The organism is Streptomyces sp. NPDC055400, assembly GCF_053644375.1.
The window spans coordinates 195001-218863 of record NZ_JBSHLM010000010.1 but is presented as its reverse complement, the minus strand read 5'-3'; the positions used below and the strand labels follow the sequence as shown (position 1 = coordinate 218863).

19 protein-coding genes are annotated in these 23863 nt (G+C 71.9%); 11 read left to right on the top strand and 8 right to left on the bottom strand.

Translation table 11 applies throughout. The features are described 5' to 3' along the window. Positions 1–4 precede the first annotated feature (4 nt). The 3 genes from ACWIGU_RS26445 to ACWIGU_RS26435 are packed head-to-tail and all read right to left on the bottom strand — an operon-like array spanning position 5 to position 3671. Positions 5–1336, bottom strand: coding sequence for a M20/M25/M40 family metallo-hydrolase (locus ACWIGU_RS26445; RefSeq protein ID WP_454404182.1), 1332 nt, complete (start codon positions 1334–1336; stop codon positions 5–7). Further along, the gene (locus ACWIGU_RS26440; RefSeq protein WP_454404181.1) at positions 1333–2709 is read right to left on the bottom strand and encodes a cytosine permease; all 1377 of its coding nucleotides are present in this window, start codon (positions 2707–2709) and stop codon (positions 1333–1335) included. Before ACWIGU_RS26440 ends, ACWIGU_RS26445 begins: the two co-directional genes overlap by 4 nt. Next, positions 2706–3671, bottom strand: a complete 966-nt coding sequence (locus ACWIGU_RS26435; protein ID WP_454404180.1) for a DUF1177 domain-containing protein — start codon at positions 3669–3671, stop codon at positions 2706–2708. The genes ACWIGU_RS26440 and ACWIGU_RS26435 overlap by 4 nt, the downstream gene beginning before the upstream one ends. Positions 3672–3818: 147 nt before the next feature. On the opposite strand from ACWIGU_RS26435, the gene ACWIGU_RS26430 reads away from it, so the two are divergent. Together ACWIGU_RS26430 and pepE are read left to right on the top strand one after the other, a co-directional pair. Beyond that, on the top strand, positions 3819–4640 hold the full coding sequence (locus ACWIGU_RS26430) for an IclR family transcriptional regulator (RefSeq protein WP_454404179.1): 822 nt from the start codon (positions 3819–3821) through the stop codon (positions 4638–4640). A gap of 36 nt (positions 4641–4676) precedes the next feature. Continuing rightward, the gene (gene pepE / locus ACWIGU_RS26425) at positions 4677–5405 is read left to right on the top strand and encodes a dipeptidase PepE (RefSeq protein ID WP_454404178.1); all 729 of its coding nucleotides are present in this window, start codon (positions 4677–4679) and stop codon (positions 5403–5405) included. Here the strand turns inward: pepE and ACWIGU_RS26420 are convergent. Then, on the bottom strand, positions 5368–7161 hold the full coding sequence (locus ACWIGU_RS26420; RefSeq protein ID WP_454404177.1) for an MFS transporter: 1794 nt from the start codon (positions 7159–7161) through the stop codon (positions 5368–5370). The genes pepE and ACWIGU_RS26420 overlap by 38 nt on opposite strands. Before the next feature lie 211 nt (positions 7162–7372). On the opposite strand from ACWIGU_RS26420, the gene ACWIGU_RS26415 reads away from it, so the two are divergent. The 8 genes from ACWIGU_RS26415 (at position 7373) to ACWIGU_RS26380 (ending at position 18984) form a co-directional block, all read left to right on the top strand. Continuing rightward, positions 7373–9562 carry an acyl-CoA dehydrogenase gene (locus tag ACWIGU_RS26415; protein WP_454404176.1) on the top strand — a complete coding sequence of 730 codons (2190 nt, stop codon included), beginning with the start codon at positions 7373–7375 and terminating at the stop codon, positions 9560–9562. A 66-nt stretch (positions 9563–9628) separates the two neighbouring features. Beyond that, positions 9629–10543, top strand: coding sequence for a LysR family transcriptional regulator (locus ACWIGU_RS26410; protein ID WP_454404175.1), 915 nt, complete (start codon positions 9629–9631; stop codon positions 10541–10543). Positions 10544–10749: 206 nt separating this feature from the next. Further along, positions 10750–12090 (top strand): MFS transporter, encoded by a 1341-nt coding sequence (locus ACWIGU_RS26405; RefSeq protein ID WP_454404174.1) that lies wholly within the window; start codon positions 10750–10752, stop codon positions 12088–12090. Between the two features lie 17 nt (positions 12091–12107). Then, positions 12108–13793, top strand: a complete 1686-nt coding sequence (locus ACWIGU_RS26400) for an acyl-CoA dehydrogenase family protein (RefSeq protein ID WP_454404173.1) — start codon at positions 12108–12110, stop codon at positions 13791–13793. Continuing rightward, positions 13786–14994 carry a CaiB/BaiF CoA transferase family protein gene (locus ACWIGU_RS26395; protein WP_454404172.1) on the top strand — a complete coding sequence of 403 codons (1209 nt, stop codon included), beginning with the start codon at positions 13786–13788 and terminating at the stop codon, positions 14992–14994. The genes ACWIGU_RS26400 and ACWIGU_RS26395 overlap by 8 nt, the downstream gene beginning before the upstream one ends. 2 nt (positions 14995–14996) lie before the next feature. After that, positions 14997–16178: an acyl-CoA dehydrogenase family protein gene (locus ACWIGU_RS26390; RefSeq protein ID WP_454404171.1), complete on the top strand. Its 1182-nt coding sequence runs from the start codon at positions 14997–14999 to the stop codon at positions 16176–16178. A gap of 97 nt (positions 16179–16275) precedes the next feature. Further along, on the top strand, positions 16276–17469 hold the full coding sequence (locus ACWIGU_RS26385; RefSeq protein WP_454404170.1) for a lipid-transfer protein: 1194 nt from the start codon (positions 16276–16278) through the stop codon (positions 17467–17469). Positions 17470–17553: 84 nt separating this feature from the next. Next, complete coding sequence (locus tag ACWIGU_RS26380) at positions 17554–18984, top strand: MFS transporter (RefSeq protein ID WP_454404169.1); 1431 nt, start codon at positions 17554–17556, stop codon at positions 18982–18984. A gap of 15 nt (positions 18985–18999) precedes the next feature. Here ACWIGU_RS26380 and ACWIGU_RS26375 read toward each other — a convergent pair whose 3' ends face one another. Genes ACWIGU_RS26375 through ACWIGU_RS26360 form a run of 4 tightly spaced genes read right to left on the bottom strand, consistent with a single transcriptional unit; the run spans position 19000 to position 22678 of the window. Beyond that, positions 19000–19632, bottom strand: a complete 633-nt coding sequence (locus ACWIGU_RS26375; RefSeq protein WP_454404326.1) for a response regulator — start codon at positions 19630–19632, stop codon at positions 19000–19002. 38 nt (positions 19633–19670) lie between these two features. Then, positions 19671–20951: a sensor histidine kinase gene (locus ACWIGU_RS26370; protein ID WP_454404168.1), complete on the bottom strand. Its 1281-nt coding sequence runs from the start codon at positions 20949–20951 to the stop codon at positions 19671–19673. 18 nt (positions 20952–20969) lie between these two features. After that, positions 20970–21686 carry an ABC transporter permease gene (locus tag ACWIGU_RS26365; protein WP_454404167.1) on the bottom strand — a complete coding sequence of 239 codons (717 nt, stop codon included), beginning with the start codon at positions 21684–21686 and terminating at the stop codon, positions 20970–20972. Then, positions 21683–22678 (bottom strand): ATP-binding cassette domain-containing protein, encoded by a 996-nt coding sequence (locus ACWIGU_RS26360; protein WP_454404166.1) that lies wholly within the window; start codon positions 22676–22678, stop codon positions 21683–21685. The genes ACWIGU_RS26365 and ACWIGU_RS26360 overlap by 4 nt, the downstream gene beginning before the upstream one ends. Before the next feature lie 296 nt (positions 22679–22974). Here ACWIGU_RS26360 and ACWIGU_RS26355 point away from each other — a divergent pair, with 296 nt between their 5' ends. Beyond that, positions 22975–23829, top strand: coding sequence for a MaoC/PaaZ C-terminal domain-containing protein (locus tag ACWIGU_RS26355; RefSeq protein WP_454404165.1), 855 nt, complete (start codon positions 22975–22977; stop codon positions 23827–23829). The last annotated feature ends 34 nt before the right edge of the window (positions 23830–23863 follow it).

Here is a 23863-nt window from a genome sequence, read left to right as displayed (position 1 = left end):
GGTGTCAGCAGCTCTGCCAGAGGCGGGTCATGACGCGGACGCCGAACCGCAGGCCCTCCAGCGGGACGCGCTCGTCCACGCCGTGGAAGAGGCGGCCGTAGTCCAGGTCGTGCGGCAGCTTGAGGCCCTTGAAGCCGAAGCAGCGGATGTCCAGCTTGGTGAAGGCCTTGGCGTCGGTGCCGCCCGGGTTGCAGTACGGGACCGGGTGGCCGTCCGGGTCCTCGGTGCGCACGGCCGCGCACATGGCGTCGACGAGCGGGCCGTCGAACGTCGTCTCCATGGCGATGTCGTGGTTGACCCACTCGCGGCGCACGGACGGGAGGAGCAACTCGTCGATGGTGTCGATGAGTTCCTGCTCATGGCCGGGCAGGAAGCGGCCGTCGACGCGGGCGGTGGCCTTACCGGGGATGACGTTCGTCTGGTAGCCGGCCGAGAACATGGTGGGGTTCGCGGAGTTGCGGAGCACCACCTGCATGAAGTCGGCGACCGGGCCCAGCTCGGCGAGCTCGGCGTCGAGGTCCTCGGCCTCGAAGTCGAGCTTCACGCCCTTGAGCTCGGCGGCCTCGGCCAGCAGCGCCCGTACCGGCTCGATGAGACGGATCGGGAACGTGTGACGGCCGATGCGGGTGAGGGACTCGGCGAGGTCGGTGACCGCGTTCTCGTCGTTGGGGGACGAGCCGTGACCGGCCCGGCCCGTCGCCGTGAGCTCCATCCAGGCCATGCCGCGCTGGGCGTTCTCGATGGGGTAGAGGCGCTGGGTGCCGCCGATCGCGTACGAGAATCCGCCGCCCTCGCCGATCGCCTCGGTGACGCCCGCGAAGAGCTCAGGGTGGTGTTCGACCAGCCAGTGCGCGCCGAACTTGCCGCCCGCCTCCTCGTCGGCGAGGAAGGCCAGGACGATCTCCCGCGAGGGCCGGGTGCCGGTGCGGGCGAAGTGCCGGGCGGTGGCCAGCATCACGGCCACCGTGTCCTTCATGTCGATCGCGCCGCGGCCCCACAGGTAGCCGTCGCGGATCTCGCCGGAGAAGGGCGGCACCTGCCACTCGGCGGCGTCCGCGGGCACGACGTCGAGGTGGCCGTGCACGAGAAGGGCGCCGCGGGTGCTCTCCGCGCCGGGGATACGGGCGATGACGTTCGCCCGGCCCGGCGCGCTCTCGACGAGGACCGAGTCGATGCCGGCCTCGGCGAGGCGGGCCACGACCCAGTCGGCGCAGGCGCGCTCGTCGCTCGTCGGGTTGGAGGTGTCGAAGCGGATCAGCTCCGCGCACAGCCCGACGACCTCGGCCTGGGCCTCCTCGGACGCGGGGGTCACAGCGGGCATCTCAGGGGTGTTCATGCCGCTCCCACAGGGGTCGCTTCGGAGGCGGCGGGGACGGTGGTGTCCTCGTCGTCCAGGGTGGAGGTGCCGTACGGCCGCACCAGGCCGAGCAGACCGAGGACGGAGTACAGGAGGAAGGCGGTGGCCAGCGAGTTGAGCGCCGGGATGCCGACCGTCACGTACTTGCCGACGCAGAACGCGGCGATCCAGATCACGATCGACATCGGCACCCAGGTCGGCGACGAGGTGGGCAGCGTCTCGCTCCCGCGGGTCTCGTCGAGCGGCTTGCGCATGCGCCGCACGACCCAGTACTCGGCCACGACGATGCCGCCGATGGGCGGGATGGCGACGCCGAGCACGGACAGGAACTCGGTGAAGTGGGTCATGATCCCGACGGCCGAGAGCAGGGTGCCCGCGCAGCCGAGCGCGATGGTGACCGCGCCGCGGTGCAGGCGCTTGCCGAAGACGACCTGGAAGAAGTTGACGACGCCGAGCGAGGAGCCGTACAGGTTCCAGTCGTTGATCTTCGCGGTGCCCATCAGGATCACGATCACACCGAAGGCGCCCGAGGTGGAGAGCACGATGTGCGACACCTCGCTGGACTTCACCAGGTGGCCGAGCAGCACGCCGGTGAGGCCGACGATGTACTCGGAGAGGATCATCGACGAGGCGCTCTGCAGGAAGACGTGCGAGCCCTTGCGGTTGTAGCGGGTCATCTCGGGGGAGACGATCGCGCCGGTCATGTAGCCGCCCGCGATGGCGGTGGCCGCGACGGCGAGCGGGATCGTCTTCCCGGGCGCCGGCGAGCTGATCAGGTCGCCGATGGAGTGGTCCATCAGGGCGTTCGTGACCGACCAGGCGACCAGGGCGAAGAACAGCGGCGTGACGATCTTCGCGAAGAGAGCCATGTAGCGGAAGCCGAAGATGACCAGGACCGTGATGGCGAGGCCGGCGGCAACGCACCACATCCATGCGGGGCCGCCGATCAGGGCCGACACGCTGTTGCCGAAGATCGTGTTCTGCACGCCGAACCAGCCGACGAGGCTGACCGCGATGACGAAGCTGACCAGCGCGGAGCCGTTGCGCCCGAAGCCGATCCAGCGGGTGAGCATCGGGGTCGCGAGCCCTTCGCGCATACCGGCCAGGCCGATCGCGAAGATCACCACTTCGAGGATGACCGCGCCGAGCGTGAAGGCGAGGAACGCGTTCCCGAAGGTCATGCCGACGCCGATGGTGGCGCCCAGCGTGAACTGCGAGACGGATCCCGACTGGGCGAGCCACTGGAGCAGCATCGTCCAGAAGCCGAGGCGCTGGTCGCGCGGGACGCGGGAGAGCGAGTAGTCGTCGCTGCCCAGGTTCTTGCCCGGCTTCTCTGCTGTGGTGGCGGTCATGAGGACTCCCGGGGCTCACGGCTCTCACGGCCGAGCGTCTGAAGGTGGGACAGGGAGCCGTAGCGGCTCACGAGGTTGTCGAACTCCACCTGGTCGTGGAAGTCGAGGCGGCCGCCGCCGTACGCCTTGGCCGTCTCGACGGCGAAGCGTGCGGCGGAGGCGATGTCGGTCTCATGGCTCGCACCGGTCTGGCAGCCGGGGACCGCGGCGGCCGAGGTGACCGCGAGGCCGACGACCGGAGCGGGGGTCGCCGTGGCCGGCTGGAGAATCGAATTGATGTGATGTGCCCCGTTACCGTACGGCGTGATGTCCTGGGTAGTCACCGGATATGTGACCAAGGGCTCACCCGTGACGACCGCGAGCAGCTCGCCGAGCTTCTCGCTCACCCGCAGGACCCACCCCTCCTTGACGGTGGGGGACAGGGCCAGACCCTTGTGGTTGATGATCCGGTTGCCCTTGGTGGTGTCGATGGAGAGCACGGCCTCCATCTCGCCGGTGACCTCGTGCCGGTTCATCGTGGCGATGTCGACCGGGGAGTCCATGAAGGGGACCGGGTCGTGCGGCGCGGTGGGCGCGTCCGGGCAGATGTGCGTGGCGACGATGACGTCGCCGGGCAGCGCGTCGCCCTTGCGGCGCATGTCGAGCAGCTTGGCCGCGGTGGCGAGCGCGGCGGCGGCGCCGTCCGCGTCGGAGACCAGGCCCGTCATCTCGGGCCGGGCGCCGACGCCGCCGAGCCGGCCGACGACGCCGAGCGTGCGGGACGGGCCGCCGCTCGTACGTCCCGTGCGGCCCGGGATGCGTACCAGCACGAAGTCGGTCGAGCCGCGCTCGCCGGTGACGGTGGTGACCTCGGCGCCGGAGCCTTCGGGGCCCGCGAGCGTGTCGAGGTACTCCACGGCTCGTTTGCCGCTGGCGTTCGGATCGTCGAGAAGATCGACGATGTCAAGGACGTACTTCAGCATGGGCGGCCTCTCTCGCTCCCGACACTCACTCCAGGTCGGGTGGTGCTGACAGCAGAGTCGGGATCGGTTAGCGTTGTCGGCAACTGTTTCCCGTTATCTGCAATTCAGGTCTGAATGGTGAGATGCGCAGATCTGAGAGGTGTGGCGATGACTGAGATCCCGCTGGACCGGCGGACGCCTACCGGCGCGCTGCAGACGGTCGACCGGGCCCTGCTCGTGCTGCTCGCCTTCGAGCGGTCGCGGCCCGACTGGGGCGTGACCGAGATCGCGGCGGAGTTCGGCTGGGACACCTCGGTGGCGCAGCGGCTCCTGTCCACGCTCGCCGGACGCGGCTTCCTGGTCTCCGACCCGGCGACCCGCCGCTACCGGATGGGCCCCGCCGTCCTGCGGCTCGGCCGGATGTGGGAGCGCTCGGGCTCGCTCGAACTGCTCGCCGCGCCCGTCCTGGAAGAGCTGGGCAGGGCGACCGGCGACACCGTCCTGTTCTGCCTGCCGGACAGCTTCCACATGCGCTGCGTCGCGGCCGTCGAGGGCGAGTCGGGGCCGCTGCGCTACTACCCGCTCGTCGGCGAGCTGTACCCGGCGCACGCCGGAGCCACGAGCAAGTCGTTCTACGCGTTCCTGCCTGACGAGCAGCGCCACCGCCTCTTCCGCGGCCGCCCCATGGCCCGCTTCACCGACCGTACGGTCACCGACCCCGACGAGCTGGAGCGGGAGTTGGTGCAGGTGCGTGCCCAGGGGCACGCCTGGACGGTCGGCGAGTACGACGCCGGGATCGCGACGGTCGCCGTGCCGGTCTTCCTGGGCCGCGAGCCTTACGGCAGCCTCAGCCTCGGCGGCGCCAAGGAGCGCTTCGCCGACGGGCCCGAGGGCCGGCTCGACGCCCTGCGCAAGGCGGCGAGCCTCCTGGAGAAGCGGCTCACCCACCCGCCGCAGCGCACGCGCAAGCCGCGCGCCACCCAGTCCTGAACCGCTTTACCGAACCGCCCCCCGAGGAGTCACCCCTTGAACCTGCTGCTGCTCTCCAACTCCACCCAGTACGGCCGCGGTTACCTCGCCCACGCCCTGGACACCGTCACCGGGTTCCTGCCCCCGAAGGCCCGGCTCGCCTTCGTGCCGTACGCCCTCGCGGACCACGACACGTACACGGACCGGGTGCGCGGCGCGCTCGAAGGTGCCGGGATCAGTGTGCGCGGCGTCCATGAGGGCGGCGACCCGGTGGCCGAACTCGCCGCGGCCGACGCCGTGTTCATCGGAGGCGGCAACTCCTTCCGCCTGCTGAGCGCGCTCTACCGCACCGGCCTGCGCGACGCCCTGATCAAGGCGGTCGGCGGCGGCCTGCCCTACATGGGCGCGAGCGCCGGCACGAACATGGCGGCACCCAGCCTGCGTACGAGCAACGACATGCCCATCGTGCAGCCCCCGTCGTTCGTGGCGCTCGGCCTCGTCCCGTTCCAGATCAACCCGCACTACCTGGACCCGGATCCGGCCTCCACCCACAAGGGCGAGACCCGCGAGGAGCGCCTCACCGAGTTCCTGGAGGAGAACGACGTGCCGGTGCTCGGCCTGCGCGAGGGGTCCTGGCTGCGGGTGAACGGCGAACGCGCCGCGGTTCGGGGCGAGCGTGCTGCCCGCCTCTTCACCCGCGACGCGTCCCCGAAGGAGCTGCCGGTCGGCTCCGATGTCTCCGAACTGCTCAGCTGCGAGCCGCGGTTCGACTCTCCGGCGCGATGAGCTCGAGGGCCAGGTCGACGTCGACCGGCCGGTCCTCGCCGTGGTGCGTCGCCGCGGAGGCCCGCGGCGCGTGCCCGGCGGCGGTGGCGGCCAGCACGTACGAGCCGCCGGCCGGGACCTCCAGGGCGTAACGGCCCGTGTGGTCGGTCAGCGCGGCGCCCGCCTGGCGGCCGCGCCGGTCGATGAGCGTGACCTTGGCCCGGGAGACGGGCAGGCCCGCCGCGTCGAGCACCTGGCCGCGGAATCCCCCAAGCTCTCGGCTTCGCTCGAGCAGGGGGGACCCCCACTCGACCTCCTCGGCGCGCTCCAGCGCGGCGTCCTCCTCGCTGCTGGCGCGCAGCTGCGGCTTGGTCGCCTGCCGCTGCTTCGGCAGGAAGACCGCGAGCAGGACGCCCACGGCGACCGCGGCGGTGGCGATCAGGAACGAGACGCGGAAGCCGTGCATGGTGGGCACGGCGACGCCGCCGGCGTGGTGTGCCGTGTTGGCGAGGACCATGCCGATCACGGCGCTCGACACCGAGGTGCCGATGGACCGCATCAGGGTGTTGAGACCGTTGGCCGCGCCCGTCTCGGACGCGTCCACGGCGCCGATGATCAGGGCGGGCAGCGAGGAGTAGGCGAGTCCGATGCCGGCGCCCACGACCACCGAGATGACGATGGTCTGCCAGGCGGCGCTCATCAGGCCGAGGCCGGCGCCGTAGCCGATCGCGATGATCAGCATGCCGAGGATCAGGGTGGTCTTCGGGCCGTACTTCGCCGACAGGCGGGCGTACACGGGGGCCGTGAACATCATCGTGAGGCCGAGCGGCGCCACGCACAGACCCGCGACGACCATCGACCGGCCGAGTCCGTAGCCGGTGGCCTCCGGCAGCTGGAGGAGTTGCGGCAGGACGAGCGAGATCGCGTAGAACGCGACACCGACCATGATCGAGGCAAGGTTGGTGAGGAGCACCTCGCGCCGCGCGGTGGTGCGCAGGTCGACGAGCGGGGCCTTGAGCTTCAGCTCCATCACGCCCCACAGCACGAGCACGACGAGGGCCGCGCCGAACAGGCCGAGCGTCATGGGGTCGGTCCAGCCCCAGTCGCTGCCCTTGGTGATCGGCAGCAGGAAGAGGACGAGTCCGGCCGACAGGCCGAGCGCGCCGAAGGCGTCGAAGCTGCCCTCGGCCTTGACGGAGCTCTCCGGGACGAAGATCAGGGTGAGCAGGATCGCGACGACGCCGAGGCCCGCCGCACCGAAGAAGAGGGCGTGCCAGTCGGCGTGCTGGGCCACGAGGGCCGCCAGCGGGAGCGCGAGTCCGCCGCCGACGCCGATGGAGGAGCTCATCAGGGCCATCGCGGACCCGAGCTTCTCGCGCGGCAGCTCGTCACGCATCAGGCCGATGCCGAGCGGGATCGCGCCCATGGCGAAGCCCTGGAGCGCGCGGCCCACGATCATCACGAGGAGATCGCTGGTGAAGCCCGCGACGAGCGAGCCGACGACCATGATCGCGAGGCTTGTGAGGAGCATCCGGCGCTTGCCGTAGAGGTCGCCGAGGCGGCCCATGATCGGAGTGGAGACGGCGCCCGCGAGGAGGGTCGACGTCATGACCCAGGTCGCGTTGGAGGGGGCCGTGCCGAGCAGGACCGGGAGGTCCTTGATGACCGGTACGAGAAGCGTCTGCATCACCGCGACGGTGATACCGGCGAAGGCGAGTACGGGGACGACTCCGCGTATTCCGCGTTGCGCGGTCGGCTGTTGGGTCGTCTGCGTCATTACGTAGTGCCTCCGGAGGCAGAGAGTTCAGGCGTCGCGCGGGCGGCGGGTTTCGCGCGTCGGGTACGTGCAACTTGAACCCGTTACCTGGGGCGACTATTCCGACGGGCGTCGTACAAGGGCAAGTCTTGAAGGTCTTTACCTTTTGATTACATGCCTCCCTCGCTATCTGACCTTCCGTCAGATTGGAACGTGTTCTACCGTGCGCCGCATGGGCATCGCGATCACGCAGGAGCAAGAGGAGCTGTCGGACGCCGTGCGCGGCTGGCTCGCGCGCGCCGTACCGCCCGAGGAAGTGCGCAAACTGCTCGACGCCCCCGCGGCCTCCGCGGGCCGCCCCGCCCACTGGGACGGACTCGCCGGACAGGGGCTGCTCGGCCTCCATCTGCCCGAGGAATACGGGGGCGGGGGCGGCGACCTCGTCGACCTCGCGGTCGTCCTCGAAGAGGCGGGGCGGGCCGCGCTGCCCGGCCCCTTCGCGGCCAACGCCGCCGCCTCACTGGTCCTGCGCCACGCGGGCGCCGCCGGCCTCGCCGCGTCCCTCGCGTCCGGCGACCGCATCGGCGCCGCCGCCCTCGGTACGGGAACGCTGACCGCCGTCACCGTGTCCGACGGGCTCGTCCTCGACGGGGTGGCGCCGCCCGTCCTGTCCGGGGGCGACGCCGACCTGCTCCTCCTGGCCGCCGAGTCCGCGACCGGGACCGTATGGGCCGCCGTCGACGCGGACACCGCCGGACTCAGCAGCCGCGTCCACGAGAGCGCCGACCCCACGCGCCCCACCGCGGAGATCACCGCCCGGGGCGCCCTGGTGCCGGCCGCCCGGATCCTCGCCGCCGACACGGCCACCGTGCGCGACCTGTCCTCCGTCGTCCTCGCGGCCGACGCGTGCGGCGTCGCGGCGTGGGCGCTGCACACGGCTGCCGAGTACGCGAAGGTCCGGGAGCAGTTCGGCCGGCCGATCGGGCAGTTCCAGGGCGTCAAGCACCTGTGCGCGGACATGCTGGTCCGGGTCGAGCAGGCGCGGGCGCTGGTGTGGGACGCGGCGCGGGCGGCGGGCGAGGGAGTTCAGGCATCGGACGGGGGCGCGGCGCGTGAGCTGGTCGTCGCTCTCGCCGCGGGGGCCGCGCTCGATGCCGCGTACTCCTGTGCCAAGGACTGTGTGCAGATCCTCGGCGGGATCGGGTTCACCTGGGAGCACGACGCGCATCTCTATCTGCGGCGGGCCGTCGTCGCGCGGCAGCTGCTCGGCGCGGGGGACGCGCACCGGCTGCGGGCGGTGCGGCTCGCGGAAGGCGGGGCGCGGCGCGAGCTGCGCCTCGAACTGCCCGCGGAGGCGGAGGCGTTCCGGGCGCGGGCCCGCGAGGCCGTCGAGGGGATGTCCGGCCTCGACCCGGCCGCCGCCCGCCGCGCCCTCGCACCCACCGGTTACGCGGCGCCGCACCTGCCCGAGCCGTACGGCCTCGGCGCGGGCCCCGTCCAGCAGCTCGCCGTACAGCAGGAACTCGACGCCGCGGGCGTCCGCGTCAGCGACCTCGGCATCGGGACCTGGGTCGTCCCCTCGCTCCTCGCCTACGGCACCGAGGAGCAGCGGGACCGCTACCTCCTGCCCACCCTCCTGGGCGAGGTCATGTGGTGCCAGCTGTTCTCCGAACCCGGCGCCGGCTCCGACCTGGCCTCGCTGCGGACGAAGGCCGAGCGCACCGAGGACGGGCGCTGGCGCGTCAACGGGCAGAAGGTGTGGACGAGCGCCGCCCAGTGGGCCGACCACGGGATCCTGCTCGCCCGCACCGACCCGGACGCCCCCAAGCACAAGGGCCTCACCTACTTCGTCGTCGACATGAAGCGGACCGAGGGCATCGACGTACGGCCCCTGAAGGAGATCACCGGGGACTCGCTCTTCAACGAGGTGTACTTCGACGACGTGCTGCTCCCCGAGGACGCCGTGGTGGGGCAGGTGGACGACGGGTGGCGCGTCGCCCGGAACACGCTCGGCAACGAACGGGTCCACATGGCCGACCAGTTGACCTTCGACACGGGCCTGGAGGCGCTGATCGCCCGCGCCGGAACGCTCGACGGCGCGTACCGGGCGCGGATCGGCGCGCTCGCCACGGAGGCGCACGCCCTGGCCTGCATAGGGCTGCGCACGACGATGCGGCAGGTGGCCGGCGCGGAGCCGGGCCCGGGGGCGTCCGTACGGAAGCTCGTGCAGACGCCGCACCAGCAGAAGGTCGCCGAACTCGCCCTGGAGCTGCTCGGTCCCGAGGGCGCCCTGAGGGAGGGAGCGGGGGAGCGGGCGCTGCACGGGTTCCTGATGTCGCGCTGCCTGACGATCGCCGGCGGCACGACGCAGGTACAGCTGAACGTCGTGGCGGAACGGATCCTGGGGCTGCCCCGGGACTGAGGCCCGGGCTCGCGCGGGTCCGGGCTCGCCGGCGTCCGGGCCGCCCCTGGGCCGTATCGTCGCCGCGTGGAGCTCAGACACCTCTCAGGATTCGTCGCCGTCGCCGAGGAACTGCACTTCGGGCGGGCCGCCGAGCGGCTGCACATCGCGCAGTCGCCGCTCAGCCAGCAGATCAAGCTGCTCGAGCGGGATCTGGGCGTCAAGCTGTTCGACCGGACCACCCGGACCGTGCGGCTCACCGCGGCCGGGCACGCGCTGCTCGGGCCCGCCCGGCATCTGCTCGCCGAGGCGTCGGCGGTGCGCAGGACCGTGCAGGCCGCGCACCTCGGGGAGGTGGGGCGGGTCACCGTCGGGTTCGCCGGGGCCAGCAGCTACTCCGCGCTGCCGCTGCTCACCCGCGCCGTCACGTCCGAACTCCCGGGTATCGAGCTGGTGTTGGAGGGCCAGACCTATACCGGCGAGGCGCTCGGCAGGCTCGCAGACGGGTCCCTCGACGTGGGGTTCGTGGCGCTCCCGGTGCGGCGCGGGATCACCGCGCGCGTCGTGCGGATGGAGCGGCTCGTGCTCGCGCTGCCCGACAGTCATCCGCTGGCCCGGCAGGACGAGGTCCACTTCGCCGAGCTGGCGCACGAGCCGTTCGTGACGTTCCCCGTCGCCCGCGGATCGGCCGTGCGGGAGGCCATGGTGCAGGCCTGCCACGAGGCCGGGTTCGCGCCCCGGATCGCGCAGGAGGCGCCGGACTCGTACAACATGCTCGCCCTCGTCGGCGCGGGTGTCGGGCTCGCCGTCGTCGTGGCGTCCGCGCGCGCCATCCATCTGGAACACGTCGTGTTCAGGCCGCTGGCCGGGGACGACGTGCCGGTGCTCCCCATCGCCCTCGGCTGGCGCACCGGAAACCGCTCGGCCCCCCTCCAGGCGGTCCTGCGCCTGGCGGAGGAAGTCCTGCCGACGCCCCCGGACGCGCCCGACGCCCGCGGATGAGCCCCATATTTTGACGGATGGCGTCTGACCGGAGGCCGGTATTGGTCTTGGACACATCCTAATGAGCGGGTGCAGAGTGATCCACGTCTCGCGACGGAGCGATGTGCGCCGGGCGTGGAGCGTGGACGGGCACCGGCCGCTCGGTGGCCCCGCCCCCTCCGGCCCGTCCCCTCCCAGCGGGATGCCGCTACGAGAGGACGCTCGTCATGTCGCACGACGCCCCAGTCCCCGGGGTCAGCGCACCACAGGCCCGTGATGCCCGCCGCGCCGGTGTCACCGCCTTCGTAGGCACCACCATCGAGTGGTTCGACTTCTACATCTACGGTTCCGCGTCCGCTCTGGTCCTCGGCAAGATCTTCTTCGTCGAGGCCTCGCCGGCCGTAGGCACCCTCGCCGCCTTCGCCACCTTCTGGGTCGGCTTCCTGGCCCGCCCGCTCGGCGGCCTGATCTTCGGCCACTTCGGCGACCGCTACGGCCGCAAGAAGGCCCTCGTCACCACGCTCACCATGATGGGCGCCGCCACCTTCTGCGTCGGCCTGCTCCCGGGCTACGCCCAGATCGGCGCCGCCGCGCCCGTCCTCCTCGTCCTGCTGCGCATGATCCAGGGCGTCGCGATGGGCGGGGAGTGGGGCGGCGCCGTCCTCATCGCCACCGAGTACGCCCCGCCCAGGCGCAAGCTCCTGTACGGGGCGTTCGCCCAGCAGGGCTCGCCGGTCGGCAACCTCCTCGCCACGCTCGCCTTCCTCGGCATCGCCCAGCTCCCGGACGCCGCCTTCGAGTCCTGGGGCTGGCGCGTCCCGTTCCTCTTCTCCGCCGTACTCGTCGCCGTCGGCCTGTTCATCCGCCTGCGGCTCGCCGAGACCCCCGAGATGGCCGCGGCCCTGGAGCGCAAGCAGACGTCCAAGCTGCCCATCAAGGACGTCCTGACCCGCTCGCCGATGCTGGTCCTGCTCGGTGTGCTCGCCGGCACGGCCGGGGTCGCGATCACGTACGTCAAGACGACGTTCGCCCTGTCCTGGGCCACCTCCGACCTCGGCTTCGACCGCACGACGTTCCTGACCGTCATCTCGCTCGCGCTGGTCGTCCAGGTCGTCGTGCAGCCCTTCGGCGCGGTCCTCGCGAGCAAGTGGCCCGTACGCAAAGCCGTGTTGTGGATGCTGCTGCCCGAGTTCGTCGTGCTGCCGCTGATGTTCGTCCTCGTCGGGACCGGCAACTTCTGGCTGGCCGTCCTCGGCATGGGCCTCGCCACCTTCCCGCACGCCATGTACTACGCGGCGCTCGCCGGCATCCTCGCCCGGGTCTTCCCCGTCGAGGTCCGCTACACCGGCATGTCCCTGTCGTACCAGCTCTGCACGACGCTGTTCGCCGGGACCGCGCCGATCGTCTCCCAGTACCTCCTGAACGCCACCGGCTCCATCTGGCCCGTCGTCGCGCTCGGCCTCGGCTACACCCTCGTGACCCTCCTCGGTGTCCTGCCGCTGCTCGCCCGTACCGCCGCCGCGCCGGAGCCGGCCGCCGTCACCACCCGCACCGCCTCCCACGCCTGACCCGGAGTGATCCCCCGATGAACTACGCCGACCGCGACCCCGCGCTGCGCCCCTTTCTCGACCGTGTCCTGTCCGCCGACGACCGGGCGCGCGTCGAACCGCTCCTGAAAGGACTCGGCGCGCTCGCGGCCGGCGCCCTCGACCGGCAGGCCGCGCTCGCCGACGCCAACCCGCCCCGCCTGGTCCAGTACGCGCCCGGCGGCGAACGCGTCGACGAGATCGAGTACCACCCCGCCCACGACCGCGCCGCCGCCATCGCCTACGAGGAGTTCGGGCTCGCCGCGATGTCGCACCGCCCCGGCGTCCACGGCTGGCCGTCCAAGGTCCCGCACACCGTCAAGTACGCCCTGTCCTATCTGTACGTGCAGTCCGAGTTCGGCATGGCGTGCCCCCTGTCGATGACGGACTCGGCCGCCCGCATCCTGCGCCTGTTCGACCCCGAGCGGTACGCGGACGAGATCGCCGCCCTCGCTTCGACCGACCCCGAACTGCGGGCCACCGGCGCGATGTTCATGACGGAGCGGCAGGGCGGCACCGACGTCGGCCTGACGGAGACCGTGGCCACCGACCAGGGCGCGCACTGGACGCTGACCGGCAAGAAGTGGTTCGCGTCCAACCCCGGCGCCGACGTGATCCTCACCCTCGCCCGCGTCCCCGGACAGGGCGAGGGCACCCGCGGCCTCGGCATGTTCCTCGTCCCGCGGCTGCGCCCCGACGGCACCCGCAACGCGATCCGCATCGACCGCCTCAAGGACAAGCTCGGCTCGAAGTCCATCGCGAGCGGCGAGGTCACCCTCGAAGAGGCGTACGCGACGCCCGTCGGCCGACTCGCCAACGGCTTCCGGCAGATGGCCGAGATGCTCAACGTCTCCCGCCTGTCCAACGCCATGCGCGCCACCGCCCTGATGCGCCGCGCCGTCCGCGAGTCCGTCGACCACACCCGCGAACGCCACGTCTTCGGCAAGCCGCTCTTCGAGCAGCCCCTGATGCGCACCACGCTGCTGCCGATGATCATCGACGCGGAGGGCGCGCTGGCGCTCGTCCTGGAGGCGGCGGCCCGGCTGACGGCAGCCGATGACGGGGAGGCCGGAGCCCGCGCGCTCGTCCGCGTCCTCACCCCGCTCGCCAAGCACACCCTGTGCAAGCGCGCCCGCACCGTCACCGGCGAGGCCATGGAGATCCGCGGCGGCAACGGCTACATCGAGGACTGGGTCAACCCGCGGCTGGTGCGCGACGCCCACCTCGGCTCCATCTGGGAGGGCTCCTCGAACGTCATCGCGCTCGACGTCCTGCGCTGCATGCGCCGCCAGGATGCCCACCGCACCCTCGCCGACACCTACGGCGACCGCGCCGAGACGCGGGAGCGCTGGGAACTGCTCCGCAAGAAGGGCGACGCGCTCCTCGAACTCCCCGCCGACGAGCAGGAGATGAGGATCGGCCGGTACGCCGACGAGCTCACGCGCGCCGTCATGGAGACGCTCCTGTACGACCAGGCCGCCCACGAGGCGGAGACCACCGGCAACGGCCGCGCCCTCCTCGTCGCCCGCACCTGCACCGCGCTCCTCGACGACCCGGACACCCCGCCCCGCGCCGCACTGGACCACCTGGCCGAACTGGCCGAGGGTGGACAGGTCGCGCCCGGCACGGCACGGAAGACCCCGGCGAAGGAGAACACTGTGAAGGAGCCCGCCGCACATGCCTGAGCAGCCCCGCCCCGCCGCCCCGCTGGCCGGAACGAAGGTCGTGGACCTGTCCAAGATCCTCGCCGGGCCCTACGTCACCATGTCGCTCGCCGACCTCGGCGCCGACGTCATCAAGGTCGAGCACCCCGACGGCGGCGACCCGACGCGCGCCTGGGGCCCGCCCTTCAACGGCCCCGACGCGACCTACTACCTGGCCGCCAACCGCAACAAGCGCTCCGTCACCCTCGACCTCAAGTCCCCCGGGGGACAGGAGGCCGTCCACCGCATGCTCGCCGACGCGGACGTGATGGTGGAGAACTTCCGCCCCGGCAGCTCGCTCGCCCGCGTCTTCGACTACCGCGAACTCAGCGAGCGCTACCCGCGGCTGGTCATCCTCCACATCTCCGCGTTCGGCGACACGGGCCCGCTGCGCGACGAGCCCGGTTACGACATGGTGGCCCAGGCGTCGGCCGGCCTGATGTCCCTGACCGGCGAACCCGACGGGCCGCCCGTCAAGGCCGGTTACGCGATGGGCGACCTCGGCGCCGCCCTATTCGGCCTCATCGGCGTCAACGCGGCACTCGTCGAACGTGAGCGCACGGGCCACGGCCAGTACGTCACGACCTCCCTGTACGAGTCCCAGCTCGCCCTGCACATCAACTGGGCGACCGGCTACTTCGCCACCGGGGCGCGCCCCACCCGCCTCGGCTCCGGCCACCCGAGCCTCGTCCCGTACCAGGCCTACCCGGCGTCCGACGGGCACTTCGTGATCGCCGTCGGCAGCGACGGCCTCTTCCGCAGGCTGAGCGAGGCGCTCGGCCACCCGGAGTGGGCCGACGACCCGCGCTTCGCCACCAACCGGGCCCGCGTCACGCACCGCACGGCCCTCAACGCCAAGCTGGAGTCCGTCCTCGTCGACGACACCGTGGCCAACTGGTGCGCCCTGCTGAAGCCGCGCGGCGTCCCCGTCGCGCCCATCCGCACCCTCGACGAGGTCTACGACTGCCCGCAGACCGAGGCGCTCGGCATGGTCCAGAAGGTCGACCACCCCGACGTGGGACCGCTCCAGCAGGTCGCCTTCCCCGTCACCTTCCGCGGCGAGCGCCCGGCGGTGCGCACCGCCCCGCCCACCCTCGGCCTGCACAGCCGGGACATACTCACCGAACTCGGCTACGACGAGTCCGCCATCGACCGCCTGCTCGACCACCCTCAAGGAGCCTGATCATGCCGTTCGCCGCCCTCGACCCCGTCGACCCGCTGAACCTCGAGGCGCTCCTCACCGACGAGGAGCGGGCCGTGCGCGACACGGTCCGCCAGTACCTCGACGACAAGGTCGAGCCGCACATCGCCGAGTGGTTCGAGAGCGGGGAGCTGCCCGCCCTGCGCGAACTCGCCCGCGAATTCGGCGAGATGGGCCTGCTCGGCATGCACCTGGAGGGCTACGGGTGCGCGGGCATGTCCGCCCGCGCGTACGGCATCGCATGCCGCGAGCTGGAGGCGACGGACTCGGGCCTGCGCTCCTTCGTGTCCGTGCAGGGGTCCCTGGCCATGTTCGCGATCCACCGCTTCGGCTCCGAGGAGCAGAAGCAGGAGTGGCTGCCGCGCATGGCGGCGGGCGAGGCCATCGGCTGCTTCGGCCTGACCGAGCCCGACCACGGCTCCGACCCGTCGTCCATGACGACCCGGGCGCGGCGTGACGGCGACGACTGGATCCTCGACGGCCGCAAGATGTGGATCACGAACGGCTCGGTCGCCGCCGTCGCCGTCGTGTGGGCGCAGACCGAGGACGGGGTGCGCGGCTTCGTCGTGCCCACCGAGACGCCCGGCTTCTCGGCGCCGCTGATCAAGCACAAGATGTCGCTGCGGGCGAGCGTGACCAGCGAGCTGGTCCTCGACGGCGTACGCCTGCCCGCGTCCGCCCTGCTGCCCGAGGCGCGCGGCGTGGGCGCGCCGCTGACCTGCCTGAACGAGGCGCGCTACGGCATCGTGTGGGGCGTCACCGGCGCCGCGCGCTCGGCCTGGCGGGCGGCCGCCGACTACGCGGGCCAGCGCGAGCAGTTCGGCAAGCCGATCGCCGCGTTCCAGCTCACACAGCAGAAGCTCGTGGACATGGCGCTCGAACTCCACAAGGCGACGCTGACAGCGCTGCGCCTGGCCGACCTGAAGGACTCGCCCGCCGGCGTCCACCCGGCGCAGATCAGCTTCGGCAAGCTGAACAACGTCCGCGAGGCCATCGAGATCTGCCGCACCGCCCGCACGATCCTCGGCGCCAACGGCATCTCGCTGGAGTACCCGGTGATCCGCCACGCCAACAACCTTGAGTCCGTGCTCACGTACGAGGGCACGACCGAGATGCACACGCTGGCGCTCGGCCAGGCGCTCACGGGCCACGCGGCCTTCCGCTAGAAGCCCCTTTGGAAGCCGCTTCGGAAGGGCCTTCCCTCCGCAGCCCGCTCCTGCCAGTATCTGACGACTCGTCAGATACTGGCAGGAGGCCGTTTCCATGGGCAAGGCGTACATAGTCGGCGTCGGGATGACCAGGTTCGAGAAGCCCGAGAGCCGCGACTGGCAGTACTGGGACATGGCGAAAGAGGCCGGGACCAAGGCCCTCGACGACGCCGGAATCTCTTACGAGGACGTGGAGCAGGTCCCCGTCGGCTACTGCTTCCAGGCCTCGACCGCCGGGCAGCGCGCGGTCTACGAACTCGGCCTGACCGGCGTCCCCGTCTACAACGTCAACAACAACTGCGCGACGGGGTCGAGCGCGCTGATGCTCGCCCGCCAGTTCGTCGAGGGCGGCCTCAACGACTGCGTCCTGGCACTCGGCTTCGAGAAGATGCAGCGCGGGGCGCTCGGCGGAGGCGCGGACGGCGGCGACTTCAAGACCTCTCCCGTCGCCCGGCACTACGGCATCATGGCCGCGAAGCACGGCTTCGAGATGTCCCCGCCCACCGCCCAGATCTTCGGCGACGCGGCCCGCGAGCACATGGAGAAGTACGGCACGACCGAGGCCCAGCTCGCCGCCGTCGGGGCCAAGAACCACCGGCACTCCGTGAACAACCCGTACGCCCAGTTCCAGGACCCGTACACCGTCGACGAGATCCTCGCCGCGAAGACCATCCACGCGCCGCTCACCAAGCTCCAGTGCTCACCCACCTCGGACGGCGCGGCGGCGGCCGTCGTCGTGTCGGAGCGGTTCGTCGAACTCCACGACCTGCGCGACAGGGCCGTGGAGATCGCCGCGCAGGCCATGACGACCGACACGGGGGAGTCCTTCGCCTCCGGCTCCTGCATCGACGTGGTCGGCCGGCCCATGTCACGCGCCGCGGCCACCCGCGTCTACGAGGACTCCGGGCTCGGCATCGAGGACGTCGACGTGATCGAGCTGCACGACTGCTTCTCCGTCAACGAACTGCTCACCTACGAGGCGCTCGGGATGTGCGCGCCGGGAGCCTCCGGCAAGCTCGTCGAGGAGGGTGCGACGACGTACGGCGGACGCTGGGTCGTGAACCCGTCGGGCGGCCTCATCTCCAAGGGCCACCCGCTCGGCGCGACCGGCATCGCGCAGGCGGCCGAACTGACCTGGCAGCTGAGGGGCGAGGCCGGTGCGCGCCAGGTCACGGACGCCCGTGTGGGGCTCGCCCACAACATCGGCCTGGGCGGCGCCGCCGTCGTGACCATGCTGCGCAGGTCCTAGTCCCGTCGTAGTCCCAGGGGACCAGTACGGGGTGCGCCGAAATCCTGATGTACGGACCGACGGCGGGCTGAGACCATGACACTCATGCTTGAAGCCCCTGCCGACATCGCGATATCCCGCAAGGCCGCCCCGCCCACCTGGCTCATCGTGGCGGCCGCCTGCGCCGGACAGTTCCTCGTCGTCCTCGACGTCTCCGTCGTCAACGTCGCCCTGCCGTCCATGCGCGCGGACCTGGGGCTCAGCGCCACCGGGCTGCAATGGGTGGTCAACGCCTACTCGATCGCGTTCGCCGGGTTCATGCTGCTCGGCGGGCGGGCCGGCGACCTGTTCGGGCGCAAGCGGATGTTCCTCGTGGGGCTCGGGCTCTTCACGCTCGCCTCCCTCGCGGGCGGCCTCGCCCAGGAGGGCTGGCAGCTGCTCGCCGCCCGCGCCGTCCAGGGACTCGGCGCCGCGGTCCTCGCGCCGTCGACGCTCACCATCCTGACGTCCGCAGTCCCCGAGGGCGCCGCCCGCGCCCGGGCCATCGCGACCTGGACCGCCGTCGGGGCGGGCGGCGGCGCGGCCGGCGGCCTCGTCGGCGGTGTGCTCACCGAGAGCCTCGACTGGCGCTGGGTGCTGCTGATCAACGTCCCCCTGGGCGCCCTGGTGCTCACGGCCGCCGCCCGCTGGATCCAGGAGTCGAAGGCCGGCGGCGAGCGGCGCCTCGACCTGCCGGGCGCCGTCCTCGTCACGGCGGGCACCGCGACCCTCGCGTACGGGGTCGTGCAGACCGAGGCCGAGGGCTGGGGCGCCGCCGCGACCCTGGTGCCGCTCGGCGTGGCCCTGGCGCTGATCGTGACGTTCCTGGCCGTCGAGGCGCGCACGCGGCTGCCGCTGATGCCGCTCGGCCTGTTCCGGGTCCGTGCGGTCGCGGCGGCCAACGCGGCGATGTTCGTGTGCGGCATGGGCAGCTTCGCGATGTGGTTCTTCATGACCCTGTACGCGCAGAACGTCCTCGGCTACACGCCGGTCGAGGCCGGCCTCGCCCTCGTGCCCAGCTCGCTCGCCGTCGTCGCCGGATCCAAGATCGCCCCGCGCCTGATGCGCCGCGCCGGCGCACGGGCCGTCGCCGTGTCCGGCGTCCTCGTCACGGCCGCCGGGTTCACCTGGCAGTCGACGATGGGCCCGCACGGCAGTTACGTCACCGGGATCATGCTGCCGGGCATGGTGATGATGGCGGGCGCCGGACTCGCGATGACGCCCCTGGCCTCGCTCGCCACCTCGGGCGCCGCTCCAGGGGACGCCGGTCTGGTGTCCGGGCTCGTCAACACCTCGCGGACGCTGGGCGGTTCGCTGGGCCTCGCGATCCTGTCCACCGTGGCGGCCGGCCACTCCGCCGGGGGAACCGGGCCCGAGGACCTCACCAACGGGTACGCGGCCGCGTTCCGGTGGGGTGCGGGCATCCTCCTGGTGGCGGTGGTCCTGCTGGTGACGTGGATGCCGCGCCCGAAGCAGGCCCGGCAGCCCGCGAGCTGAGAAGGCCGAAGGCCGTCACAGCCACCCCTGCTGACGCGCCTCCCGCAACGCCTCCATGCGGTTACGGGTCCCTGTCTTGCCGATGGCCGAGGACAGGTAGTTGCGCACCGTCGACTCCGACAGATGCAGTGTGCCCGCGATGTCGGAGACCGTCGCACCGTCCACCGACGCCTTCAGGACGTCGCACTCGCGGGCCGTCAGCGGGTTCGGGCCCGCGCTCAGCGCGGCCGCCGCGAGCGCCGGGTCGATGACCGTCTCGCCGCGCAGTACCCGCCGGACGGCCTCCGCGAGATCCTCCACCGGACCGTCCTTGACCAGGAATCCGGCCGCGCCCGCCTCCATCGCCCGGCGCAGATAGCCCGGCCTGCCGAACGTCGTCAGGATCAGGACCCGGCAGTCCGGGCACTCCTCGCGCAGGTCCGCCGCCGCGTCCAGGCCGCTGCGGCCCGGCAGTTCGATGTCGAGCAGTGCTACATCGGGCCGCGTCTGAAGCGCCCTGTCGACGATCGCGTCACCCGTCGCGACCTGCGCGACGACCTCGATGTCCTCCTCCAGGCCGAGCAGCAGCGCGAGAGCGCCCCGCATCATGCCCTGGTCCTCGGCGAGGAGTACTCGTACGGACTTCGCGGGCCGGTGATCCCGGGGCATCTCGTTCACGGGCCCAGAGTAGAGCGCCCCGCACGCCGTCACCCGGCGCGTTCCGGCTCCAGCATCGCGTCCGCCTCCGGGCTGTCCGACAGGACCGGGAGCTGTGCCGTCACCGTGAAGCCGCGCGCGGCCGGACCCGCCTCCAGGGAGCCGCCCGCGGCGCCGAGCCGCTCGGCCAGGCCCCGCAGGCCCGTGCCGCCGATGCCCGGCTCCGCAGGCTCGGCGGCGGCGCCGCGCCCGTTGTCGTGGACCCTGAGCCGCACGCGCTCCGGGGTGCCTTCGACGGAGATCTCGCAGCGCGCCGCCCCGCTGTGGCGCACCGCGTTCGTGACCGCCTCCCGCACCACCCAGCCGAGCAGCGCCTCCGTCTGCGCGGCGAGCGGCGGGCCGGACTGGCGCACGACGGGCTCGATCCCGGCCGCCATGAGCGCCGAGCGGGCCCGGTCGAGTTCGGTGGTGAGACTGCCCTCGCGGTAGCCGGTGACGGCCTCGCGGATCTCGGTCAGCGCCTGCCGGCCGACGGACTCGATGTCGGACACCTGCGTGAGCGCCGCGTCGAGGTCGCGGTGCGCGAGCCGGCGGGCCGCCTCCGACTTCACCACGATCACGGAGAGCGTGTGCCCGAGCAGGTCGTGCAGATCGCGGGAGAAGCGCAGCCGCTCCTGCTCCACCGCGCGGTGCGCCAACTCCTCGCGGGCGGCGCGCAGTTCACGTACCGCCTCGGCCAGGGAGAGGATCGCGGCGGTCACCATCGTGGACAGGAACGTGCCGTACGCGATGTTGAGCGCGTCCCAGCCCTCCTTGAGACCTCCGATGGTCCCGGCGAGCGCGCTCAGGCCGAGGCCGACCTGGCCGAGTCGGCGGCCCCGCACGACCGCGCCCGTCGCCAGGCCGAGCAGCGGGAAGAACATCAGCCAGCTGCCGCCGTAGGTGATCGCGAGCCCGCACGTGAGCAGGCCCATCGCGATCAGCGCCAGGAGCGTGTAGCGGGCCTCGCGCCGCCTCTTGTCGAATGCCTGGAACACGACCGAGACGTACAGGCTGTTGAAGAGGAACAGGCCGATGCCGCCGATCCAGGGATTGGCCGTCTTGCCCTGGAGGAGGTTCGAGAAGGCGCCGAGACCCATCAGGAGCCAGGGCAGCAGCGCGAATCCGTTCGGCGGCGGACCCATGGGCCCGCCCTCCGGCGCCCCGCTGTTCTTCGCGTCCTTGTCCCGGGCCCGCCACTGTGCCTTCCAGACGTCCCGGTCCGCCTTCCACTCCCGGCGGGCGTCCCGCAGCTCGAACATCCGGCAGGTGACTCGGTGCTTGACGGACATGGTTCCCCGGCTCCCCGTTCAGACGGTCCGCGCGGACCTGCGGTACGACACCACAGCGTACGAACCGAAGGCCAGCAGCCAGGCTGCGAGCACCGCGACAGCGGCGGCGGACGGCGCGTGACCGTCGGCGACGGCCGTGCCGAGCTGCGCGAACCGGTTCGTCGGCGTGTACGACGACACGGACCGCAGCCAGTCGGGGAAGAGCGCGACCGGGAACCACAGACCGCCGAGCACGGAGAGTCCCAGGTTGCACACCATGTTCGCGACACCCGTGGTCTGCGCGGTCAGCCGGTAGCCGTTGCCGAGTCCGAGCAGGGTGAAGGGGATCGAGCCGAGCCACAGCAGCAGCGCGATGACGGCCCACTGCCACACGTCCAGCCGCACCCCGTTGACCAGGCCGCCCGCGAGGAGGACCGCCGCGATCGACGGCAGCACCGTCACCGACCCCGTCAGGGCCCGGCCCGCCACCACCTGACGTGGCGTCATCGGGGTGACCCGCAGCTGCCGCAGCCATCCGATCGTCTTGTCCTCGGCGACCCCGCCGCCGGTGTTGAGGGCCGAGCCCACCGCGCCGTAGGCGGCCATGCCGACCATGGAGACCGTCCTCCACTCGGGGTCGTTCTCACCGAGGTTGGTGAACAGCAGGTACATCAGCACCGGCATCCCGACACCGAAGATCACGAACATGGTGTCGCGCAGGGTCCTGCGCACTTCGAGTCTGATGTAGTCGATCATCGAACCGTCTCCAGATCCGTGTCGGAACCGCTGCCGGGACGGTCGTCGGAACCGCTGTCCGAACTGCTGTCGGTACCGCTGCCCGGACGGCCGTCCGAACCGCTCGTCAGTGCCATGAACGCGTCGTCGAGCGAGGCCGGGGCGACCTCAAGACCCCGGATCGCGTTCAGCCCGGCCAGCGCGATCACCGTCGCGTCCGAGTCGTCCGTACGCAGCCTGGCCCGGTCCCCCCGGACCTCCACGGCCGTCACGCCCGGCAGCAGCGACAGGTCCTCCGTGCCTCGCCCGGCCAGATCGAACGAGACGAGGCTGCCGCCCGCGGCCCGCTTCAGCTCCTCGCCGCTGCCGACCGCGACGACCTTGCCGTGGTCGATGACCACGATGCGGTCGGCGTGCGCGTCGGCCTCCTCGAGGTAGTGCGTGGAGAAGAGCACCGTGTGGCCGCGCCGCGCGTAGGCCCGCATCGACGCCCAGAACGCGTGCCGTGCCTCCACGTCGAGGGCGGCCGTCGGCTCGTCGAGCACGAGCAGGGCCGGGTTCCCGGCCAGGGCCACGGCGAACCGCACCCGCTGGGTCTGGCCGCCGGACAGCTTGTCGACGCGCCGCTGCGCGAGCTCCTCGATGCCGGCCAGCGCGAGCGCGTCGGCGACGGGCATCGGCGCCGGGTAGCGGCCCGCCACGAAGGAGACCAGCTCACGGACCGTGACCCGGGGGACCGCCCGGCCCTCCTGGAGCATCGCCCCGACCTGCCCGGCGCGCACCGCCTCCTCCGGCGTCGTGCCGAAGAGCGAGACCGTGCCCTCGTCCGGGGTGTCGAGGCCCAGAAGGAGGGCGATCGTGGAGGACTTGCCCGCGCCGTTGCGGCCGAGCAGGGCGACGGTCTCGCCGCGCCGGATCTCCAGACCGATCCCGTCGACGGCGCGCACCGCGCCGAATGTCTTGACCGCCCCCGTGAAGGACACGGCCACCGGTGTCCCGTCTGTCGTCGTCATGGCAAGGACGCTACGGGCCGGGGGCCGGGCGCGGCAGATGCCGGTTGTACGGAGCCGGGCAGGACAAATGTCACGGCCGTCCGGCCCGGCCGCCCGCCGACCGGATCTGACATGGCGTCAGGAGTCTTCCCAACTGCCGTGGTCTTGGCTATACATGGGATCGCCGGACTGGAACGCGTTCTAGAACGGGCGCGTGGCGTTCCACCAGAGTTCCTCCGGCCCAGCAACGACCTCGGTGCGACCGACGGTGCGGACGGCCGCACCGAGGTCTTCCCCGCACAAGGAGCCTTCGTCTGATGCCGATCGACGCCGCAAAGGCCGTAGCCGCCGAACCCCGGTCCGCCGAGATCACCTGGGACCACAAGGACATCCAGCTCTACCACCTCGGCCTCGGCGCGGGCACTCCCGCCACCGACCCCGACGAGCTGCGCTACACCCTCGAGTCCCGGCTGCACGTCCTGCCCAGCTTCGCCACCGTCGCGGGCGCCGGAATGGGCGTCGTCGGCGGTCTCTCGGCCCCGGGCATCGAGGTCAACCTCGCCCACGTCCTGCACGGCGGCCAGAGCGTCGAACTGCACCGCCCCATCCCCGTCAAGGGCAGCGCGACCTCCACCTCACGCGTCGCCGCCGTCTACGACAAGGGCAAGGCCGCCATCCTCGTGCTGCGCACCGAGGTCGCCGACGCGGACGGCCCCCTGTGGACCAGCGACGCGCAGATCTTCGTCCGCGGAGAGGGCGGCTTCGGCGGCGACCGCGGACCCACCACCCGTCTCGAAGCACCCACCGGCGAACCGGACCGCACCGTCGACCGCCCCGTCCGCGAGGACCAGGCACTCCTGTACCGGCTCTCCGGGGACTGGAACCCCCTGCACGCCGACCCGGAGTTCGCCAAGCTCGCCGGCTTCGACCGGCCCATCCTGCACGGCCTGTGCTCGTACGGAATGACGCTCAAGGCCGTCGTCGACACGCTCCTCGACGGCGACGTGTCCCGCGTGCGGTCCTACGCGACGCGGTTCACCGGGGTCGTCTTCCCGGGCGAGACGCTGCGGATCCGGATGTGGCGCTCCGAGGGCCGGATCCAGGTCACGGTCACCGCCGTCGAGCGGGACGAGGCGCCCGTACTCGCCGACACCATCGTCGAACACGCCTGACTCCGTCAGGACCCTTCGGGAGAGGAGCCGCACC

Bases quoted from the DNA above. Each gene is read 5' to 3' on its own strand.
- ACWIGU_RS26445 (WP_454404182.1), bottom strand. From the start codon at position 1,336: ATGAACACCCCTGAGATGCCCGCTGTGACCCCCGCGTCCGAGGAGGCC.
- ACWIGU_RS26440 (WP_454404181.1), bottom strand. From the start codon at position 2,709: ATGACCGCCACCACAGCAGAGAAGCCGGGCAAGAACCTGGGCAGCGAC.
- ACWIGU_RS26435 (WP_454404180.1), bottom strand. From the start codon at position 3,671: ATGCTGAAGTACGTCCTTGACATCGTCGATCTTCTCGACGATCCGAAC.
- ACWIGU_RS26430 (WP_454404179.1), top strand. From the start codon at position 3,819: ATGACTGAGATCCCGCTGGACCGGCGGACGCCTACCGGCGCGCTGCAG.
- ACWIGU_RS26420 (WP_454404177.1), bottom strand. From the start codon at position 7,161: ATGACGCAGACGACCCAACAGCCGACCGCGCAACGCGGAATACGCGGA.
- ACWIGU_RS26415 (WP_454404176.1), top strand. From the start codon at position 7,373: ATGGGCATCGCGATCACGCAGGAGCAAGAGGAGCTGTCGGACGCCGTG.
- ACWIGU_RS26405 (WP_454404174.1), top strand. From the start codon at position 10,750: ATGTCGCACGACGCCCCAGTCCCCGGGGTCAGCGCACCACAGGCCCGT.
- ACWIGU_RS26400 (WP_454404173.1), top strand. From the start codon at position 12,108: ATGAACTACGCCGACCGCGACCCCGCGCTGCGCCCCTTTCTCGACCGT.
- ACWIGU_RS26395 (WP_454404172.1), top strand. From the start codon at position 13,786: ATGCCTGAGCAGCCCCGCCCCGCCGCCCCGCTGGCCGGAACGAAGGTC.
- ACWIGU_RS26390 (WP_454404171.1), top strand. From the start codon at position 14,997: ATGCCGTTCGCCGCCCTCGACCCCGTCGACCCGCTGAACCTCGAGGCG.
- ACWIGU_RS26385 (WP_454404170.1), top strand. From the start codon at position 16,276: ATGGGCAAGGCGTACATAGTCGGCGTCGGGATGACCAGGTTCGAGAAG.
- ACWIGU_RS26380 (WP_454404169.1), top strand. From the start codon at position 17,554: ATGCTTGAAGCCCCTGCCGACATCGCGATATCCCGCAAGGCCGCCCCG.
- ACWIGU_RS26375 (WP_454404326.1), bottom strand. From the start codon at position 19,632: ATGCCCCGGGATCACCGGCCCGCGAAGTCCGTACGAGTACTCCTCGCC.
- ACWIGU_RS26370 (WP_454404168.1), bottom strand. From the start codon at position 20,951: ATGTCCGTCAAGCACCGAGTCACCTGCCGGATGTTCGAGCTGCGGGAC.
- ACWIGU_RS26365 (WP_454404167.1), bottom strand. From the start codon at position 21,686: ATGATCGACTACATCAGACTCGAAGTGCGCAGGACCCTGCGCGACACC.
- ACWIGU_RS26360 (WP_454404166.1), bottom strand. From the start codon at position 22,678: ATGACGACGACAGACGGGACACCGGTGGCCGTGTCCTTCACGGGGGCG.
- ACWIGU_RS26355 (WP_454404165.1), top strand. From the start codon at position 22,975: ATGCCGATCGACGCCGCAAAGGCCGTAGCCGCCGAACCCCGGTCCGCC.